The following is a 19,001-nucleotide window of genomic DNA, read 5'->3' on the forward strand; positions in this document are numbered from 1 at the left end:
GCTCAAGTCAAGAATGGCTACCCTTCGCCAAGGGTGGATCTTTCTCGCGCTTCTATGCAGATGTCTACCTGATCGTAGATTGGGCTGATGATGCGAGAGAGATCGAGGCGGAGTTGCTTATCAAGTATCCATACTTAGGAGATAGTGCGGAGTTTGTCCTCCACAGGAACAACCCATACTTTCATCCGGGTCTAACTTGGCCGTCCCGAACAAATGGGCTTAGCTTTCGTGTCCTACCTTCGGACTGCATCTTTGGCCACAAGGGACCCGCTGCGTTTGTCCCTAACGACGATCCGGAGGAATTGCTCGCACTGGTCAGTCTGCTCAACAGTCGGGCGTTCGGCCTACTGGTCTCGGTACAGCTTGCGCGTGTCGAGTTGGCGCAGTCCTTTGAAGTCGGTCTTATCAGGCAATCGCCAGTTCCTGACCTCACAGCCGGGCAACGCGCCAGTCTGGCCAAACTCGCGCGCCGCGCGTGGTCCCTGAAGCGCAACCTCGACACCGTCAACGAGACCTCCCACGCCTTCCTGCTCCCGGCCGCGCTGCGGCCACGGGCGGGGGAGTTCGATCCGCCCGCTATCGAGGCCGAACTTGCACGCATCCAGGCCGACATCGACGACATCGCCTTTGACCTCTACGAGTTTTCCGATTCCGACCGAGCGGCTGCTCTGGGCGGCGCACAGTCGGGCAGCGATGATATGGAGAAACAGGCGACCGATGATGATGATGAAGGAGGCGACGAGGATGACGCCACCGAGGTGCCGTCGGCCGACGGGCTGCTGTCCTGGGCCGTGGGCGTCGCCTTCGGCCGCTTCGACGTTCGCCTGGCCACGGCCGAGCGGGCTGCGTCGGCTGAACCGGAGCCCTTTGATCCGCTGCCGACGAAGAGCCCCGGCATGTTGCCCGACGGCGCCGCTCCGTTCCTCGTCCACACGGGCATCTTGCCGGACGACCCGGGCCATCCGCATGACCTGCCGCACCTGATCGAGGAGGTCTTCGCCCGCGTCAAGCTGCGCGCGCCCGACGACGCACGCCGCTGGTTACAACGCGAGTTCTTCCCTTTCCACTTGCAGCGCTATTCCAAGAGCCGCCGCAAGGCCCCGATCTACTGGCCGCTGGCCACGTCGTCGGGCAGCTACACGCTGTGGGTTTACTACCCGCAGTTGTCCAGCCAGACGCTCTACACCGCCGTCAACGACTTCGTCGAACCAAAGCTCAAACTGGTCGCCGAGCAGGTGAGCGCGCTGCGCAATAAGGGCTCCGCCCGCAGGCGGGAAGATGAGAAGCGGTTCGAGTCCCTGCAAGCCTTCGAGCTGGAACTTATCGAACTGCGCGACACCTTGCTCAAGCTGGCCTCGGCCTACAAGCCAAACCACGACGATGGCGTGCTGATCTGCGCAGCGCCCCTGTGGTCGCTGTTCCGCCACCGCCCGTGGCAGAAGCTGCTGAAGGACACCTGGGCCGATCTGGAGGCCGCCAAGTATGACTGGGCGCACCTGGCCATGAACTACTGGCCACTGCGCGTGCGCGAGAAGTGCAAAACCGACAAATCCCTGGCCATCGGGCATGGGCTGGAGAGCCTGTATGTCGAGTCTGAAGGAGCGCCCAAGAAAACAGGCGGGCGGAAGAAGAAGGGAGCCGACGAATGAGCATTGCCGAGTACGTGCGCGAGCAAGTGCTTCGTCCTCGCCTGGTGAAGGCCGGTTGCCTGGTCGTCTATGACCCCCAGCAGCGCTACCGCGACCTCTGCCTAGCCCTTGCCACCGACAAGCTGCAACTCGTGGACACCGCCGAAAGCAGCATCGAAAGCCGCGAGGCCGCGCTGCGAGCCTTACAGCAACTCGGGAGGCCCAAGCACCAGCTCGAAGGCGCGCTGATCTACGTCCCGGCCAAGCGCCCCGAAACCGACGAAGACAAGCAGGCCGACCCGTTCTCAATTTTCGCGGCGTGCGGTGCGGTTTTCCCGCAGGACGACGGTGACGACTACCTCAGCCTCTGCTTGCGCGCCAAGCCAGATCATGCGACCGAGATTCGGCAGGTGTTCGCCTCGTCCGCCGGTGGACCCAGCTTCGCGGTGATTGACGCGATCGGCGGCGGCGTGAGCTGGCCCCAGCTGCGTGCCACGCTGGGTGTGGAGTCCGGCCGCGAGATTCTGGTCGGCTTGCTGGCGCCGGGCCCAGCACAGCAGGATGCGCTAAAGGCCAAGGACGGCTGGGTCCAAGAGTCCACGGAGTTCCTGCGCGCCACGCTGGCGATGAGCGTCAAGACCCGCGGCAAGACCTGGGGCGCGCTGGCCGACGAGTTGTGGCGCTACGTGCTCTTCAGCGAGTTCGTGTTCGACCTGCCGGTCGCGCTGCCCGAGCCTCTGAAGGGCGTGCCGCACGCGCCGCCGGAGGCCAGGCCGGTGATCGAGCATGTCTGCGAGCAGCTGCGTAACAGCCCGAAGTCGCGCGACGCCTACATCGAGCGCGCGGAGGGCATCGAGAAGGACCTGAAGCTGGTTGAGCTGTGCGGCACCATCGACGACCTGGGCGAGCGGGATACCTTCCCGTTCGAGGAACGCACCTTTCTTCGCGGCGCCATTAAGGGCATCACCTCAGGCGACGCCGATGCCACCCGTCGCGCGCTGGCGCGCCATAAGAGTTCGGTCTGGCTGGGCAAGGGCGAGAGCCAGGCGCAGTGGGAGCTGGTGCGCGCCGGCCTGGGCCTGATCGAGGCTTGTGACGACTTCGAGCGCCAGTTGCCCGACCACGCGCGTAGCCAGTCGGAACTGCTCGACTTCTACCTTGGTAGTCTGCGTGAAGCCGACCGCTTGCAGCGCGAGTTCGAGCAGGCGATGGGCGACTTTTTGGACCCCCACGGCCTGATGCACGAGGTCAGCATCCAGGCGCGGGCGCGTTATCGGCGGCTGGCCGAGAAGGTGCAAGGCGTCTTCGTCAAGCACATCGAGACTACGGGCTGGCCGCCGGCGGGCCGGCTAGCAAATGCCGACGTTTTCGACAAGCTGGTCGGCTCGCGCCTGAAGGACAGCGGGCGCAAGGTGGCCTACCTGATGGTCGATGCGCTTCGCTACGAGCTAGGCGTGGCACTGGAGAAGATGCTGGCCGAGGATGGACCGGTCGAACTGCACGCCGCCTACGCTCAGTTGCCGACAATCACCATTGTCGGCATGGCGAGCCTGCTGCCCGGCGCGGGCGCAGGCTTGAGCCTGGCGCTGGAGGGCGACACGCTGGTCCCCAAGGTGGACGGAATGCCGGCCGCGGGCGTGCCGCAGCGCATGGGCGTGATCGCCAAGCGTTACGGCGACCGCTTTGGCGAGATGCCGCTGGGCGACTTCGTGCGCAGCAAGATCAAGCCGGCCGACACCATCGACCTGCTGGTGCTTCGTTCGACCGAGATCGACAGCCAGTTGGAGAGCAATCCCGAAAGCACGCTGGGCCTCATCCCAGGCACGCTGAAGCTCATCCGCGCCGCCCTGCACAAGCTGCGCGGCCTGGGCTTCAAGGACGCGGTGATCGTGGCCGACCACGGCTTCTTCCTGAACGCGCAGGCCGAGGCCGGCGATGTGTGCGTCAAGCCGCAAGGCAAGTGGACCAACGCGCATGACCGCATGATGCTGGGCGACGGCACGGCCGACTCACACAGCCTGGTGATGGCGGCCCAGAAGCTGGGCATCCGCGGCGACTTCAAGCAAGTGGCGCTGCCGCGCAGCATGGCGCCGTATCGCAAGGGGCACCTCTACTTCCATGGCGGCGCGTCGCTCGCCGAGGCGGTGGTGCCAGTGCTCGTCGCTCGCTTGGACTCCGGCGGCCCGGCCGAGCGCGGTATGGTGAAGGTCGAACTCAACTACAAGAGCGGAGCCAAGCGAATCACGACGCGGATGCCGGTGGTGGAAGTGGCGCTGCTCTCGGACGACATGTTCACCCAGGAGACCGCGGTCGAAATCCTGTTGGAAGCGCAGGACGGCAAGGGCAATGTGGTGGGCGAGCCCCGCACGGGCTCCGACGTGAACCCGGCAACGCGGACAATCACCTTGTTGCCCAGCCAGCGCAAGCAGATTGCGCTGCGAATGGATGACGAATTCAGAGGCAAGTTCACGGTCAAGGCGCTGAACCCGACGACGCTGGCCGCGCTTGCCAGCCTGCCGCTCGAGACCGACTACGTGGAGTAGCCCGATGGACGCACTGGACCAGAAGCTAAACGCCGCCTTCGACGGCAAGGTGCTGCGCAAGGATTTGCTGCACCGGATCAAGAAGGGAACCAACGTCCCAACCTTCGTGCTGGAGTTCCTGCTGGCCCGCTACTGCGCCAGCAGCGATCAGGCCGAGCTGGACGCAGGCATGGAAGCCGTGCTCTCCACGCTACAAGAGAACTACGTGCGGCCGGACGAGGCTAATGCAGCGCAGTCCAGGGTGGCGACCAAGGGCAAGCACAAGTTCATCGACAAGGTGCATGTGCGCTACGTCGAGAAGGAGAAGCGGCACTGGGCTTCGCTGGAGAACTTCAACTCGCAGCGCATTGCAATCAGCGAGAAGTTCTATCGCGACAACGACCGCCTGCTGGAAGGCGGCATCTGGGCCGAGGTGACATTGGCGCACAACGACATCGAGGACGACGATTATGCGTTCTCGATCGAAGACCTGCGGCCTATCCAGTTGACGCGCTTCGATTTCACCCGCTACACCGAAGGGCGCGCGGGGTTCACGCGCGATGAATGGCTGGCGGCCGTGCTCCGCTCCGTCGGCCTAGAGCCCACGAAACTGTCGAAGCGCGTGCAACTGCACTTCATCGCCCGCCTGGCAGCGCTGGTGGAGCCCAACTACAACTACATCGAGCTGGGGCCGCGCGGCACGGGCAAGTCGTACTTCTTCAGCGAGTTCTCGCCCTACGCCACGCTGATTTCCGGCGGCCAGGCGACAAAGGCCACGCTCTTCTACAACAACGCGCGCCGCAAGGTGGGCCTGGTCGGGTACTGGGATACGGTAGCGTTCGACGAGGTTGGCGGCATCAAGGTCCGCGACCCGGACACGATCCAGATCATGAAGGACTTCATGGCCAACGGGCGCTTCTCGCGCGGCGCCGAGGTCATTGCCGACGCGAGCTTGAGCTTCGTCGGGAACATCGACGTTTCAGTGCAGCAGGTGGTCAACTCCAACGAGCATGACCTGTTTCAGCCGCTGCCGCCGGAGTTGGACTTGGCGGTCATGGACCGCTTTGCCGCCTACATCCCTGGCTGGGAGATGCCCAAGAACAGCAGCGAGTTCTTGACCGCGAGCTACGGCTTCATCACCGACTACCTGGCAGAGGCCTTCCACTACCAGTTCAAGCACACCAACCGGTACGAGGAAGTTAGCAAGCGCATCAAGCTGGGCAAGGCGATTGAAGGGCGTGACGAGAAAGGCATCAAGAAGACGGTCTGCGCGTTCCTGAAGATCCTTCACCCAAATGGCGCGCCCACAGACGAAGAGTTCGAGGAGTACGTGTCCTACGCGGTCGAGTGCCGGCGCCGTGTGAAGGAGCAGATGAACAAGCGCAAGCCGGACGACGAATTTGCGCGAATTGGGCTGTCATACTTCAAGGCGGGCGGCGAAGAGGTGGTGGTGTGGTGCCCCGAGTCGAAGGATGCGATTGCGACTCAGGAGCCGGCGCGGCGGAGGCTGTCCGCGGGCAATTCGCAAGCCGTGGCGCTGGCTACTTCAGCACCCGTGTCTGCTACTGCGACTGCCCCCGTTCCCACGCCCGTTGCCGTCCCGCCGCCAGTGATTGATCCCGAGCCAAAGGAGCAGCACTTCACCATCCTGTACGGCGATACCGGCTACAGCTATGAGTTCATCATCGGCCCGTACCTGAAAGGCGCCAAGTCCCTCGTGATCGAGGACCCGTACATCCGGCTTCAGCACCAGATTCAGAACTTCGTACGCTTCTGCGAGACGGTGCTGCGCGCCGGTACGGTCAAGAAGATCACCTTGATCACCGGCCACGACGACAAGACGCCGCTGGCCGAAATGGCCGAGAAGCTCGAAGAGCTGAAACAAAGCCTCCTTGAACTGGACGTGGAGTTGGACGTGAAGCTGAACCCGAACATCCACGACCGAGAGATACGGCTCGACAACGGCTGGATCATCAAGATTGGGCGGGGGCTGGATTTCTATCAGAAGCCGGGCGGCTGGTTCGAGGTTGGTGCCAACGACCTTCACTTGCGCAAGTGCCTGGAAACCAAGGTCGACATCTTCCGGGCTTGACCTGGCGCCGGCCGTCTTCGCTGGGGCAGGTTCAATCCTGATAGCGAGCCAATCACGTGTCCTTGGGCTGTGCGATGTCCAGTCGCCACCGTTCGTTGATGCGATAGATTGTCCGGGTGCTGCCGCCCGGCGTCGTTTCCTCGGCAAGGTCGAACAACTCCGTTGCCTGTAGCACGGCCTTGAGGGTCGAGTACCCCAAGCGCGTACGCATGTCCAACAGCTCCGCGGGCGCGTCGCGACGAATCAGGTTTCCGGCGGTCTGGAGGACGGTCCACCCGTCCGCCCGCGGCGTCGCCATCGCAACCTGCCCAAGCATCACGACCAGTCGGCTGCTGCGCAATATCAGCAACTCCATCTGCCGATGGCCGTCGGCGGAAGCGAAGAAGGCTGCTTGTTCCTTGCGCGCCATCTCCATGGTTCGCGCCCAGCCCTGCAGGCGATCTAGCATTGCGACCGCGGCTTCTCGCTGCCCCTCTAGCCAAGCGAGAGCCGCCTCGAGGTCGCCTGCGATGGCCGACTGCCACCGCGGCAGAAAATGATGCACGAGCTCGTTGCGGCGATTGACCAGTTCCCTCAGCTCCGCTTCGTGTCGCGCGACGGATTCGGCGTCGGTCTCGATCGTGAAGCGAAAACCGAACCAGGCCTCGTCGATCACTTCTGGCGTCGCGTCGCCTTCGCGCTGGAGGAGGACCGTGCCCGTAAGCTTGCCCGCCAAGTCTCCCATGGACTTCTTCGCGATCGACTCGGCGTGCTTGGCGAAGTGCTCCGCGAACTGTCTCGCCGGAGCGTGAAAGTGAGCGTGCGTCATGAGAAACTTCAGCACGTGCTCGATCTGCTGGAAGATAACGAGGTTGCGGCCGATACGCCTCAGCACCTCGTCGATCGCAGGCGTTCTTTCAAACGTCCGCGGCTCTATTTCTTTGCTCATGATTTTGGCCCACGTTCGTGACGTAATCGATATCCCCGCTCCTCAAGCGAAGGCGTTACGGAACTGGAAGTAGCCCCTCTACCCCGATCAGCAACGCATGCGAGCATTACGTGGGCACCTGCGGCGAATCGTCTTGTAACCCAGTGAGCGGGGCGCATTGCCCCGCTGTCGTTCCGTCGCACCTACAGAATCAGCCGCGCTATCTCAGATCCAAGTCGGCAACCGACAATCGCCGCCGCGACCAATGTGACACCCGCCGGCCAAATGACATCGGCGGTACCTTGCGAATGCAATGTGGTGCGGATCGCGCTGGCGAGCCAACACCACGCTTCGCGGCGCCGAGTGAACACGTAGCCGAGTGTGCGCTCAGGGAACGTTCCGCCGTCGCCATCGTCTTGAGGTAGGAAGAGGAATCGCACCTCGCCTTCTCGATTCCTCGGACCTTTGGGGATGACCGTGAGTTGCTCAATGCGCCATCGCCCAGGGCCCCAAATCTTGTCTCCGTTTTCGATGTAATACGCGGCGGCATGTCTGAGGGTAGCGGTGAGTGTGTTGCCGAAGATCGTCTTGTCTGTGCCCGTTGCAGCACAGTGTTCGATTTGCTTTCGGACGAAGCTTTGCCTTAGTTGATTCCGGCCCTCGGCCTTTTCGCTTTGAAAGCGTGCCCATTGAGCGGTGGTTTCATTGTTGAACTGATACCTCAGCGTGAGATAGACGAGAACAGCGAGGACCGCTAGCCATAGTCGCCACTGGGAAAGCTCAAAGGCATCCCTGCTTCCGAGCAGGCGCTCGGTGATGAGCCCTTCTGGAATTCTGAGCCACGCAAAGACAACAATCGCCGAGCTCATCACGACTAGGTTCCTCCTCACTTTGGAGTCTTCGTCGTCGATCACTGTAGCCTTTCCGCGTCAAAAGATAGCCCGCATTTTGGCGCATCTCTCTCACGTCGGATTCCGTACTCCCTCCATTAGCGCCATTCGCGGCTTTGACAGGGCAAAGCGTTTCGGGCTACGCCCTACGCGCTTTGCCGTGCAGCGGGTGAAAGTAGACTTACACTCCGTCCCGGGACATCAACCACGGAGTGGACGCCAGCTGGTCACGTCCGCTTCGGGCTTTGCGTCAACGCGGTCTCGATGTCAGGTTTTGACAGGTTCTCGATCCCCGGAATGAACACGAACTTGGGCGGGGACAAATGAATGCGCTGCAGCGATCCCTTACGGGCACGCGGACTCAACATCCGGCCCGGAATTGTTGATCTCGTACCTCCTTACGCCGCTCTGCGATCCACGACTGGGATGCTCCGCTTTGAGGCTGTCGCGCCATTCGATCGTAGTACTCCACCTGCTGGTTGAAGTCAGCGCAGCGTGACGGATCGCGGCCAGTGGTCCCCGCCGTGCTGGCGCCTCGCTGCTCCATGGCCTGCCTCTGCACAGCGTAGCCCTGCCGCGTTTGCTGATCCGCGATCTGCACCTGTTCGGCCCAGGGAAGGCCGCCGGGCACCGACTCGATCCGCTCGATCTGCGCGCTGCGTTCACGACAATGCTCCGAGGACCAGAACCTGCCGCCGCTGTTGCTGACGCAAAGGTAGACCTCCGCAGATCCGCGCGCATCCAGATTCCGAACGGGTGGCGACACGTCGACCAGCTTCCCTTTGCCGCAGGGCTCGCTGCTGTACTGGTTGCCACAGCGGTAAACCTGCTGAGCGTGGGTAGTGCCGGCAGCCAAGAGCAGAACGGCCGAGATCAGGGCGAAGCGCATCCAGCGATCGTAGCTGGTGGCGTTTAGGCGCTAGTACGGCGTACGCGGCCTACCATCTGGGCGGGAAGCAAATCACATCTTCCGCGCAGCCCCTCGTGCTCAACGTTCGGCTCGACCGGAACATCTATGTCGAATGCCAGAAGCTGTGCCATGCACGATCGATCGAGGTGGGCGACGCCGTTCGCGGGCTCCTGCAGCAGCTCGCTGCGGCGGGCAGCTGGAAGGCTTGTTCACAGTCGACGAGAAGGGCTACATCCCTGGCGCCCTGATCGCGGAGATGCGGCGCGGGATGGAATGGACCCCGAAGAAAAGGCGCCGGGTGCGGAAGCCGAGCCCGGAGGTCAGCAGTTCCGGTCTTCGCCTTGCTCTGGGATTCCGTGCGTACCTCGCTGCGTACCGAGCCGGTGCGTACCCGTGGCGGCCGACCAATTCTTGATCTGTTTTGCGGCTGCGGTCGGCCCTGGTTTCCGTGGTAACCGGCTTGGTAACCGCAGCCGTGGTAACCCGTTCGGCGACGCCCGCCGCACCTGAAGTTTTCTGAACCACCTATCCGTTCCACGCGGCGCCCAGCCGAGCTGAGGTTTTATGAGGTTGCTCGACGCAGATTGCGCGGTCGGCGATGTCAACTTTTGTCAATGCCGGCGCGGCGCTGGATCTCAGGTTCAGGTCCAACGCCTGCTCGCGATGTAAGGTTTTGTCAGGTCCGGCGCGCTTCGGCCGGGACCTCTCGATCCCTCGCGAACCATAACAATTGATAGCAGGCAGCTGATCCTTTTGGCCCGCTGATCCGCGGCTGCTCCACAACATTTCACAACAGGCGACCGGGCCGATCCTGTGCCGGCTTTCGAGGGAGATGGGGGTCTTCGCCGGCCTCTATGGCGGACTGAACTGGAGCTTTCTGGAGCAGCTGGCAATCTGAATGCCAACATTTGCCAACAATCGAGGCCCGATCGTGAAGCCCCGGTTTTCATGGTTACCCCGCTGGTAACCATGGGCCGGGGAAGCCACCAATCCGATGGATACCTGCGTGGATACCGCGCTCTTGGATTCAGGCGATGTGACGCGCTTAGACGCCCCACAATTGCGGCGTTCATATTTCCATCAGAGCGGCACATGTACTTGGGAATCGATCAGCAAAAGGGTCTCCTCTACGAGGGAAGCGACGGCCCTGTGCTGCCGGCGGTACCTACTCCGAGCGTGACGCAGGCCAAGCTGATCGAGGCACAGCCAGATTGGGACAACCATGCCAGGCGGCATGGTGCAAAGCCCGTTCTCATGGGTTTTCCGCGAGGACACTTTTGACGCGGTGACGCGCACGCGGCGCGGAAGGCTCTACCAGGCGGAAGCCACCCAGCCGTCTATTCGCTCCGTTGCTCCGCATCCCTACGAAAATCCTTTCACCCGCGCTATCGGGATCAGCGGCCAACCCGCCAAGTCCCTCAACGTCTACAGCGCATGTGTCGCTCTACTGTCCATGCCGCGACGCGGCGAGGGCTCGATCCTCGCGCTCGGAACGGCGCGAGCGCCATCGGCCTGGCGAATCGTCCAGACCGAGAACCTTGCCAGCGGTGACGTCTTGGTGACGCTTAAGTCTCTGTCGGCTTTCGGCATCATGCCGCGCATCGATACGGCCAAGATTCCCGAGGAATTCCGGAAGTCGGTAACGGAGGCCATGGATCGGGTGCTGAACTCGGCCTTTAGGGAGACGCCGATCTCCGTCATCGACCATTGCCGCAACGCGCTGACGATGCTGCTGTCGCGTTGGATGGTCTCCCAGGGGCACGACCGGGCGATCCTCAGCGCGGACCTTGGGAGGGTGGCAGCCGAAGTCGCCAAGGCGCCACACGAGAAAACTGGTGTGGCCTGGCTGGCCCAGCTGGTTGCTCGCCTGCACGCTCGAGGTAAAGGCAATGAGGCCCATACGAAAAGCCTTCGAGACCCCGTCGAGGGGGACGCCGAGCTCGCCGTGCATGCACTCGGATTCGCGCTGCGCGATACGGGCTGGGCGATCTGATCTCAGCCGAGGCATCGTCGCGGCAAGCGTAGAAACTTGCCCATAGGGACCAGGGACCAGGGACCAGGGACCAGGGACCAGGGACCAGGGACCAGGGAGCCGGGACCAGGGAGCCGGGACCAGGGAGCCGGGACCAGGGAGCCGGGAGCGGGTCAAGGCGGCTGCATGCCATCTCATCCCTCCACAAAGGCGGCGGCCTAGCGAAGGCGTCATGAAGGCGAACGTCACCGCCTTCGCGGACCCGGATCGCCGCGAGCACGTGCTTCGCAGTGAAGCCCGGCCCCACGATCATGAACATGGGTCCGGGCGTCGTGCCCGGCCCGTTTTGGGCCATCTCTGTAAGGACGCGCCGCGACTCGTCGAGCGCGGATACACCGTCAGCATGCGGGTCTGCAACATCCCGTCGGTCGAACCTCGCGCGCGCGACTGACCGCCGCCTGCCCGGGTACGATCGCCGCTCTTTTTCAACTGCAAGCACTGATGACCATTAAGACTTTCGCCGCACTGACCCTGGCCCTCGCATCCACCCTCGCCTCCGCGCAGACCGCGACTTACGCGAAGCGCGGAGCGCAAGCCGAGATCACCCGCTCGGGCGACACGGCCGCATTCACGCTCGTGAGCACTGCCGGGCAGTCCCGGTGCGAGCTTGAGGGCACGGCGCAAGCGGTCGATCAGGATCGATTCGCGTGGACCGACGGCGCGGCAACCGATCGTTGCGTTGCCGTCCTGAACCTGAAGGGCGGCAAGCTCGCCGTCACCACGAAGGGATGCGCCGGCTACTGCGGCGCTGGCGCTGAGACCAGCATGGACGGCAGTTACTCGAAGAAGTAGTCGCGACCTCCGCCGCGTCCTTCGCTATAGCCGGCCTTCGCCTGCGCGCTGATCTCGCGCACCGCATTGATGCCCTTGCACGAACTCGAACGAGCCCGGCCAGCCGGGCAGCAGCTAGCTGCATGGGCACCGCGCGCTTGGATATTAGCGATCGGGGGGGCGCCGCACCGCGGCCCGATCGAAGGTTTTCTCACGTTCAAGAGTGCCCGCGATGTTAGGTTTTGTCGGGTCCCCCGGCCCTCACGGGGACTGCTCGATCCAGCGTTCCACCGCCTTCATGTCGATCCAGATACGACCATCGTGGGCGCGGCGCCAGTGAACGTCCTCGAGCCAGATGCCCCGCTCGATGCGTTTGCGCACCGCGTTGGAGCCGAGTCCGGTGATCGTGCCGGCGAGCTCGACGGTGACGAATCGAGCCGCATTGACAACGATCACGCGCTCGTCGCCGCGGAACCGCGCCGCGACTCGGGAGCGCATCAAGGCACCTGCATCCATGCCATATCTCCAAAAAAGGAAGCGGTCTACTGCATCGGCGATCGTGGTTCAGAAGTGAGGTTTTATGAGGTAGCTGGGCACGCGCAGGCCAGGCTATTGCGTCGGTAACCTTGACATTTGTTAACAGGGCCGGCTCGCCTCCTCCTGCGCAGTCCTTCGAGGTGGCCCGTCGCTGGGGAAGCCCGGTACCACCTTCCTCCTCCTTTGTGGGGATGTTCCCGCCGAAGCCGACATGTACTTTTGAACAAACCCACTGTCGGAGGTACCTTGTACGACTGGCTCAAACAAGCTCTGCACGCAGAAGCGCCAGGCACCGTCCTGCTTACAGCGTTGGCCTTTCTGACGCTGCTTGCCCTCATCTGGCACCTGACCGGGCGTGTAGGTGGCGCGAGAGACGACCCTCAAGCAATTTACGCCAATCGCCTTGCTGCCCTCATCGGAGGGCTCTGCGGATGGATCATAGGTGTCGCCTTCGAGCCATTCGCCGGCGAGGAAACGCATTTCAAGGAAATTTGGCGCGTCGTTTCGGCGTTTCTCTCCGGCTATGTGGTCAGCAAGCTTGATCGCTATCTCGAGGGTGTGCTCTTCCCGGTGGGAAAGGAGACGCGCGACTCTTGGAGCCGATTGGGTCTCTTCGTTGCATCCCTTCTCCTTGCTGCTGTGACTGTGTTCCTCAACCGGTTGTATGCGTTTCGGGCTTAGAGCCCGTTCACAATCGGGTTAGGACACCACCCAAGTCGGTAGCGGCACCACCACCGCCCCCGGCGTCGCGCCAATCTGCTGGCGCAGGCTCGAAGGAGCAAGTTGATCAGGTGCTTGAAAACCTCATCGCCCGCCAAAGGTAGCGAGGCCGGTAGTAGGCCTCCATACGCTCTCGTGGCGCCGCGGCTGGCGCGCGATTGTCTCGCGCGGCTTGAATATCTTCTTGAGAAGGCAAAGGCGGGCGAGCTCGACCGGTTTGCAGTGCGCGTCTTCAACGCGGACGGCACCTGGAGCGACGTGATCATGGGCGGCACGCCGGAATGGCAAGAGGAACAGCGCAGGATCCTCAACTCCACCGACGACTAGGCCGAGCGCTTCTTCCTTGCGTCGTTGCTGGCGCATCCCTTGTTCACAACCGTGAGGCTGGGCGCTGCAGGTAGCCCGGCCGGCATCTGAACACCCGGGAGCGGCTGCTGAATCTCCGACTCGAGCCGAGCTCGCTCCCTGCGGATCTCGGGCAGCTCGCGGCGGCGCTCGTGCATTTTGCGCGAACCGAACGAGGCCCATTCGAGGGAGTTCTTGTCGCGGGATTCCAGCCGCATGAGCTGCTGCCAGAGCGACATGTCGCGGTTCTGGAGCGCGCTGCGCATACGATAAAACTCCGACACCAGCCGCACCTTGAACTCGACCACGCGCTCACTGTTCCGCATGAGACTGATGAGCACAGTGGCCTGCTGCTCGTTCAATTCGGCCAACTCCACATCACCGCCGCCGTGCTGACCGGCCGATCTTGGTCGGATTTGAAATCTGACCAAGCCGAAGGTCTCGAGCGTCGCCATGTGCTTGCGCACCAATTTGATGACGCTCGCATGCTGCTGCTGCATCCCCGAGGCGATGACCTCGGTGCTTGCCGCAGGCTCGCCATCGCGGGCCAGGATCACAAGGTTGTTCGGTTCGTTGGTCTGCAAGATCGATCTCCCGCCCAGCACGACGGATCTCCCTATGTTGGCTCGGCCGATGCCGAGGACGCGATCGCGCGCAGATCCCTCTTAGCGCGATCGCCGGAGGCTTCGTTCGCGGCGGCGGACGCCATTCGCTCCAATCGAAGCACGCGCTCATTGATGCCCGACGCCAGGACAGCGGACTGGTGCCCAGCTTCGATCTGCGAGAACTGCATCGCTGTGCCGGTCAGCATCACCCCGAGCATGCGCTGCTCTCGTGGTGTGAGCATCAGCACGTCGTCCCCGACTTCGAGCTTGCACATGCCGTCAGGCAGCATGGTGTGGCTGATTGCGCGTGCCGGCGGATGCTTGACGACCGGGACAAATACGCCATCGCGCACGCGATGAATCCGCTCGTCATTCACGAGCACCTTGAGGCGGTCGTCAACGATGGTCTTCTTCAGACCGGTGACTTCGGCGATCGTGTCGCGTGTGGCCAGCTGCTCCTTGGCGTGCAGATCCGCAACGGCCTCGAGAACGAGCTCCGTCGAGCTCTTGCGGCGCAGTGAATCATCCATGGATCGAAACCTCCGCCTCGACACCTCCACCCTTACCCAACGAGGGCGCTTCCGTCTCTGCCCGCGCCTCATCGGTCGCCGCGGTCTCCAGACTCAGCTTCGGGGCTTCCGTGCCCTGGTCCTGCAGCTCTGCGTCGGACACGGATTCGACATCCGCTCCGCCCGACTGCACCGGCTGCGGCACGACGACACGGCCATCGAGCAGTTCGGGATGCGCAGCAACGTAGGCGCGCTTACGCTCCAGCAATGCGACAGCCAAGGCCTCCTTCGCGCGGTGCGCCTCTGCATCGAAATGGGTGCGCTCGTGTGGCGGCTTCACGATGATTTCAAGGGCCCGCCGAGCGGCCTCAAGCTGATGGCGCAGCTGCTCCGCGCGAAGCACGAGAGCTGCGCCACGCGGGAAGTCGAAGTCGCCAGCTAGAACATCATCGACCGCCGCGCCGCGCACCTGGTCTTGAACCGCGGACACCTCCTGCTCGATGCGTTGGATAGCTGCCTGCAGCTCGGTGCGGCTGGCGCGCCCCAGGCGCTCCACACGCGCGGCGATGGTCTGGTGCTCTTGGGTCAACCGTTGGATCTCCGGGTCGTCAGCAAAGAGGCCATCGTCCAACTTGCGTGCCGTGGCTTCCGCGTGCTGCTGCGGCGCCATGGCGTCCCGCTGCCGCTGACGCTGGCGTTCAGTGGCCATCATGTCGACCATGAAGGTGCTGCGCTGGCGATTCACTTCGCCCTCAGCGAGGTTCTCAAAAACAGACTTCGATCCCATCGTTTTCTCCTTGAATTCCGGCCCACATCTCGGCCGTTGATTGGTACAGCGCGCCCATGTCTGGATACCTCGCGTACAAGCTCGTCAAGCTGGCACTCTTCGGCGTGGGCGCGTTCGTATGGGGCAGGTGGTGCTCCGCTACGGTGCGATCTAGCAGGGAGACCGGTGAAACGCGACTCGCCAGTTCAATCCCTGTCCGCTAGGGCCGAGGGCTTTCAGCTAGGCAGCGGCGTGGCACCTTCCTATGTGTTCCCGTGCTCTGCCTTGGGGTGGTTCGGCGGCGCCCCACGCGAAGACTTGATAGTCCTCGCCGCGAGGCTCCGATCGAAACCCTACGGGGGGTCAAATGCCTCTCGATGCCGACCAGACTGCCTCGTCCGCAATGGGGCGAGCGGGGCGGCCTGAGGTGCCCTTAGTTTTCAGTTACATATTTCCACTTTCCACTTCTCCCCCCCTAGGGTTCGCTTTTGATGGGGTGCGCCCGAAGAATCAATCGACTCATCTCGGATCACCGTGTTTTATTTGGCACCACGCCGTGGTGCGACTACGGACTCGACCGGGTGTATTGGAGGGAACGATGGCAACCAACACCCCTGCGCCCGCTCGTGCGCTGGATTTCGACAAGCTGCCTGACTCGGCGTACATCGATGTCCGCGCCGTGGCGGGCATCCATGACATTTCCGTTCCTACCACCTGGCGATGGAGCGCCAACGGCCTGCTGCCGCCGCCCGAAAAGCTCGGGCCCGGCACCACCCGTTGGAACGTCGGCGCCTTGCGCCGCCACCGTGCGAAGGTGTTGGAAAAGGACGCCGCCTGATGTCGGTTGTGCAACAAAAGTCGGCCGAGGTGCTGGAGCAAGCTGAAAGCCTGCGGCGAAACCTGCGTATCAGCAGCAAGCGTGTCGACACCCTGCAAGCCCAATTCGCACTGCATGGCCACGAATTGAAGATCGAGCACCTCGCCGGCCGGAATCTGTATGTCGTGAGCCGCTCTGGCCAATCTCACATGTTTTCCCATCTCAACGACGTCGAGGCATTCCTCCGTCAGGTCACCGAGATTTCTCAATGACAACCGATCCGATCAAGTCTTTCAAGGTCATCATCGCCTGCACGGGCATGCAGCCGCCGGCCGAACTGCTCGCCGATGGTCGCGTGCACATGTTCGCGCCCGATGGTCAGGGCACGCCCTGCGATGGGTGGTATGTGCTGCGCGCAGGCGATCGCCCGGCCGGTGCGTTTGGCTGCAAGCGCAAGGGCGTGGCCCTCGCCTGGGGGCCCAGCGGCACCCGGCCGGCTAAGAAAGACCCGCGCGACCGCGAAGTGCGCAGCCTGCAGGCCCAACTGGATGCGTTCTCCGCAGGCATCGCGCGTCTCGCGTCCACGCACGACAAGGAATTGTCGATGCGGTACGCGGTGCGCCTGCTGCGCGTGGCGGAGCGCATGGGCGAACTGGGTGCATCGGTAGGCCTCGATGACCCGCTGGCGGTGTCGTGAGCATCGCTGTCATGAAGCGCGTTTGGGAGCAGTCTCAGCACAGCGGCGCACACCTGCTGATGATGCTGGCCATCGCAGATTTTGCCGACGATCAGGGCCGCGCGTACCCGGCCGTTGGCACGTTGGCTGGCAAATGCCGCGTGAAGCCGCGCGCGGCGAACTACACGATTGCTGATCTGCGGGACAGCGGCGAGCTCGAGGTCAAAGTCGGGTGCGGTCCACGTGGGGCCAACCTGTACCGAATCCTTCTCGACCGCCTCGGCGCTCGACGCAACGCGGGAGCCCCCCTGCAATCGAGTGCACCCCTGAACCGCGTAGCACCCTCGCAATCCACTGCAGGGGTGCAGCCGGGTGCAGTCCTGCAATCGAGTGCACCCCTGCAACCAGGTGCTCGCGCCCCTGCACTGGAGTGCACCAACCCCCTGCAACCGGGTGCAGACAAACCGTCACTGAACCGTCAGGAACCGTCAATAGAAGAATCTGTCGATTCTTCTGTCGGCGCGGCTGGCGCCACGCCTTCGTGCCCGCACGGCGAACTGCTCGACCTGTACGCTAAGCACCTGCCGATGTTGCCCCAGCCGCGCAGGGGCCTCTGGGCGAACAGCACGGCGGCGCGCGAGATGACAGCACGGTGGCGGCAGATGTTGACCGCCAAGAAGGACGACGGGGCTCCCTACGCGAGCACGAAGGCCGAGGCCATCGAGTGGTTCGACAGCTTCTTCGCTCATGCCGCCAAGTCCGACTTCCTCACGGGCCGCAATGGCAAGTGGAGCGGCTGTGACATCGGTTGGCTGATGAGGTCCGGCAACTTCAACAAGGTTGTCGCTGGCAACTACGACAACCGGGTTGCGGAGGTCACGCGATGAGCGCCCTGACCGCACCGCACAGCTTGGAGGCTGAGGCGGCCGTGATCGGCGCCGTGCTGCTCGACAACGATGCACTGAACCACGTTGCCGACCTCACGCCAGCGATGTTCTACGCGCCGTTCCACGCGGACGCATTCCGCACGATCCGGGCGATGGCCGGTGCTGGGCAGGCCTTCGACGTGATCGCCACGTTCGACGCCATGCGTGCAGATGGCAAGGCCGCGCAGGGCGACCTTGTGCGCCTCCACGACCTGGCCCAGTACGTGCCGTCGGCGACCACCATCCGCCGTCATGCGGCCGTCGTCGCCGAGCGTCATCGCCAACGCGAACTCATGCGCGCTGGGCAGAAGATCGTCGACCTCGCCGCGTCTTCGGGCACGTCGGCCGAGCAGATCGATGCTGCGCAGATGATGCTTGCCAAGCTCGCGACCGCGAAGTCGAAGCGTGAGCCGCAGCACATCAACGAATCGCTGGTTGCCTATCTCTCGCTGCTGAATGACCTCAGCGAGGGAAAGAACCCCGCAATCGCGACCGGCATTGACGGACTGGACAGGCTGCTCAATGGCGGCCTGCGGCGGGGCGAAATGATGGTGATCGGCGCCCGCCCGAAGAACGGCAAAACGGCGCTCGCGCTCGCGCTGGCCCGCAATATGGCGCGGGACTACAACGTGCTGTTCCTGTCGCAGGAAATGCCGGTGTCGCAGTTGATGCACCGGCACACGGCAGCGGCCGGCTCGTTCGACCTTGGGCGCATCCTGCGCGCCGACCCCAAGGACCACGACATGTGGTCTGCCGTTTCGGAGGCGGCGCAACGCCTGGGCGATCTCCACCTCGTCCACGATGATCAATCGAGCCTCACCCTGCTCGAAATCCGCCGCAAGGCCTTGAAGGTGCGGCGCGAGCATGGCCTTGACGTCCTGTTCGTTGACTTCCTGCAATTGATGGCGGGGGCAGGCGAAGAGAACCGGAATCGCGAACTCGATGTGATTGTCAACGGCATCAAGGCGCTGGCGCTCGATCTGCAAATTGGAGTCGTGGTGCTGTCTCAGATGTCACGCAAGGCGGACGAGCACTACGGGCGTCCCACCATGAGCCATTTGCGCGACTCCGGCGCCATTGAGGCCGCTGCCGACCAGATCGCATTGCTCTTCACCGACTGGGCGCACCCGTCGAGCAAGCGCGAACCCGCATTTCAGGGTTTTTCTGAACTGGAGATCGTTGCGCACCGCAATGGACCGCAAGGCCTCGTGCCGCTTCGCTTCGAGGGTGCGCGACAACAGATCACCGACTGGGATGGTGCCGTGCCGACTCGCTCTGCGGCGCCCAAGCCGGTCAGCCGAGGGATGTCATCATGAACACCGATCAGATCCGCACCAAGCGTGCCGCG

The 19,001-nt window shown here is 63.3% G+C and carries 20 protein-coding genes; 13 read left to right on the top strand and 7 right to left on the bottom strand.

Translation table 11 applies throughout. The features are described from left to right. Positions 1–302 precede the first annotated feature (302 nt). Genes BLW05_RS12095 through brxL form a run of 3 tightly spaced genes read left to right on the top strand, consistent with a single transcriptional unit; the run spans position 303 to position 6,242 of the window. A complete protein-coding gene (locus tag BLW05_RS12095) occupies positions 303–1,649 on the top strand; it encodes a type II restriction endonuclease subunit M (RefSeq protein WP_256330221.1) in 1,347 nt (448 codons plus the stop codon). Next, entirely contained in the window at positions 1,646–4,171 is a 2,526-nt protein-coding gene (locus BLW05_RS12100) for a PglZ domain-containing protein (RefSeq protein WP_093162787.1), read from the top strand. Before BLW05_RS12095 ends, BLW05_RS12100 begins: the two co-directional genes overlap by 4 nt. 4 nt (positions 4,172–4,175) lie before the next feature. Next, positions 4,176–6,242, top strand: coding sequence for a BREX system Lon protease-like protein BrxL (brxL, locus tag BLW05_RS12105; RefSeq protein WP_093162788.1), 2,067 nt, complete (start codon positions 4,176–4,178; stop codon positions 6,240–6,242). A gap of 52 nt (positions 6,243–6,294) precedes the next feature. Here brxL and BLW05_RS12110 read toward each other — a convergent pair whose 3' ends face one another. From BLW05_RS12110 to BLW05_RS12120, 3 genes are all read right to left on the bottom strand, one after another. Continuing rightward, positions 6,295–7,170, bottom strand: a complete 876-nt coding sequence (locus BLW05_RS12110; RefSeq protein WP_093162790.1) for an LOTUS domain-containing protein — start codon at positions 7,168–7,170, stop codon at positions 6,295–6,297. Positions 7,171–7,352: 182 nt separating this feature from the next. Beyond that, a complete protein-coding gene (locus BLW05_RS12115; RefSeq protein WP_093162791.1) occupies positions 7,353–8,063 on the bottom strand; it encodes a hypothetical protein in 711 nt (236 codons plus the stop codon). 337 nt (positions 8,064–8,400) lie between these two features. After that, on the bottom strand, positions 8,401–8,928 hold the full coding sequence (locus tag BLW05_RS12120) for a hypothetical protein (protein WP_093162793.1): 528 nt from the start codon (positions 8,926–8,928) through the stop codon (positions 8,401–8,403). A 1,255-nt stretch (positions 8,929–10,183) separates the two neighbouring features. Here BLW05_RS12120 and BLW05_RS12125 point away from each other — a divergent pair. From BLW05_RS12125 to BLW05_RS12130, 3 genes are all read left to right on the top strand, one after another. After that, the gene (locus BLW05_RS12125) at positions 10,184–10,942 is read left to right on the top strand and encodes a hypothetical protein (RefSeq protein ID WP_143044820.1); all 759 of its coding nucleotides are present in this window, start codon (positions 10,184–10,186) and stop codon (positions 10,940–10,942) included. Positions 10,943–11,153: 211 nt separating this feature from the next. Continuing rightward, complete coding sequence (locus tag BLW05_RS35375; RefSeq protein WP_143044821.1) at positions 11,154–11,372, top strand: hypothetical protein; 219 nt, start codon at positions 11,154–11,156, stop codon at positions 11,370–11,372. A 50-nt stretch (positions 11,373–11,422) separates the two neighbouring features. Next, on the top strand, positions 11,423–11,773 hold the full coding sequence (locus BLW05_RS12130) for a hypothetical protein (RefSeq protein WP_093162795.1): 351 nt from the start codon (positions 11,423–11,425) through the stop codon (positions 11,771–11,773). Between the two features lie 240 nt (positions 11,774–12,013). Here BLW05_RS12130 and BLW05_RS12135 read toward each other — a convergent pair whose 3' ends face one another. Next, positions 12,014–12,268 (bottom strand): excisionase, encoded by a 255-nt coding sequence (locus tag BLW05_RS12135; protein ID WP_256330222.1) that lies wholly within the window; start codon positions 12,266–12,268, stop codon positions 12,014–12,016. Positions 12,269–12,535: 267 nt separating this feature from the next. On the opposite strand from BLW05_RS12135, the gene BLW05_RS12140 reads away from it, so the two are divergent. Both BLW05_RS12140 and BLW05_RS12145 read left to right on the top strand, forming a co-directional pair. Beyond that, entirely contained in the window at positions 12,536–12,970 is a 435-nt protein-coding gene (locus BLW05_RS12140) for a hypothetical protein (protein WP_093162797.1), read from the top strand. Between the two features lie 174 nt (positions 12,971–13,144). Continuing rightward, positions 13,145–13,336 carry a hypothetical protein gene (locus BLW05_RS12145; protein WP_093162798.1) on the top strand — a complete coding sequence of 64 codons (192 nt, stop codon included), beginning with the start codon at positions 13,145–13,147 and terminating at the stop codon, positions 13,334–13,336. Here BLW05_RS12145 and BLW05_RS12150 read toward each other — a convergent pair. Genes BLW05_RS12150 through BLW05_RS12160 form a run of 3 tightly spaced genes read right to left on the bottom strand, consistent with a single transcriptional unit; the run spans position 13,333 to position 15,255 of the window. Continuing rightward, entirely contained in the window at positions 13,333–13,938 is a 606-nt protein-coding gene (locus BLW05_RS12150; RefSeq protein WP_256330225.1) for a Rha family transcriptional regulator, read from the bottom strand. The two genes, BLW05_RS12145 and BLW05_RS12150, sit on opposite strands and share 4 nt — an antisense overlap. Positions 13,939–13,970: 32 nt before the next feature. Further along, positions 13,971–14,489 (bottom strand): hypothetical protein, encoded by a 519-nt coding sequence (locus BLW05_RS12155; protein WP_177142629.1) that lies wholly within the window; start codon positions 14,487–14,489, stop codon positions 13,971–13,973. Continuing rightward, complete coding sequence (locus BLW05_RS12160; RefSeq protein ID WP_093162799.1) at positions 14,482–15,255, bottom strand: hypothetical protein; 774 nt, start codon at positions 15,253–15,255, stop codon at positions 14,482–14,484. Before BLW05_RS12160 ends, BLW05_RS12155 begins: the two co-directional genes overlap by 8 nt. A 577-nt stretch (positions 15,256–15,832) precedes the next feature. On the opposite strand from BLW05_RS12160, the gene BLW05_RS12165 reads away from it, so the two are divergent. The 5 genes from BLW05_RS12165 to BLW05_RS12185 are packed head-to-tail and all read left to right on the top strand — an operon-like array spanning position 15,833 to position 18,969. Further along, a complete protein-coding gene (locus BLW05_RS12165; protein ID WP_093162801.1) occupies positions 15,833–16,072 on the top strand; it encodes a helix-turn-helix transcriptional regulator in 240 nt (79 codons plus the stop codon). Then, positions 16,072–16,323 carry a hypothetical protein gene (locus BLW05_RS12170; RefSeq protein WP_093162802.1) on the top strand — a complete coding sequence of 84 codons (252 nt, stop codon included), beginning with the start codon at positions 16,072–16,074 and terminating at the stop codon, positions 16,321–16,323. Before BLW05_RS12165 ends, BLW05_RS12170 begins: the two co-directional genes overlap by 1 nt. Further along, positions 16,320–16,748, top strand: a complete 429-nt coding sequence (locus BLW05_RS12175) for a hypothetical protein (RefSeq protein ID WP_093162804.1) — start codon at positions 16,320–16,322, stop codon at positions 16,746–16,748. Before BLW05_RS12170 ends, BLW05_RS12175 begins: the two co-directional genes overlap by 4 nt. Then, entirely contained in the window at positions 16,745–17,614 is an 870-nt protein-coding gene (locus BLW05_RS35380; protein WP_143044822.1) for a helix-turn-helix domain-containing protein, read from the top strand. The genes BLW05_RS12175 and BLW05_RS35380 overlap by 4 nt, the downstream gene beginning before the upstream one ends. Continuing rightward, positions 17,611–18,969 (top strand): replicative DNA helicase, encoded by a 1,359-nt coding sequence (locus tag BLW05_RS12185; RefSeq protein WP_093162806.1) that lies wholly within the window; start codon positions 17,611–17,613, stop codon positions 18,967–18,969. The genes BLW05_RS35380 and BLW05_RS12185 overlap by 4 nt, the downstream gene beginning before the upstream one ends. The last annotated feature ends 32 nt before the right edge of the window (positions 18,970–19,001 follow it).

Source organism: Variovorax sp. YR216 (assembly GCF_900107745.1).
Taxonomy (GTDB): domain Bacteria; phylum Pseudomonadota; class Gammaproteobacteria; order Burkholderiales; family Burkholderiaceae_C; genus Variovorax.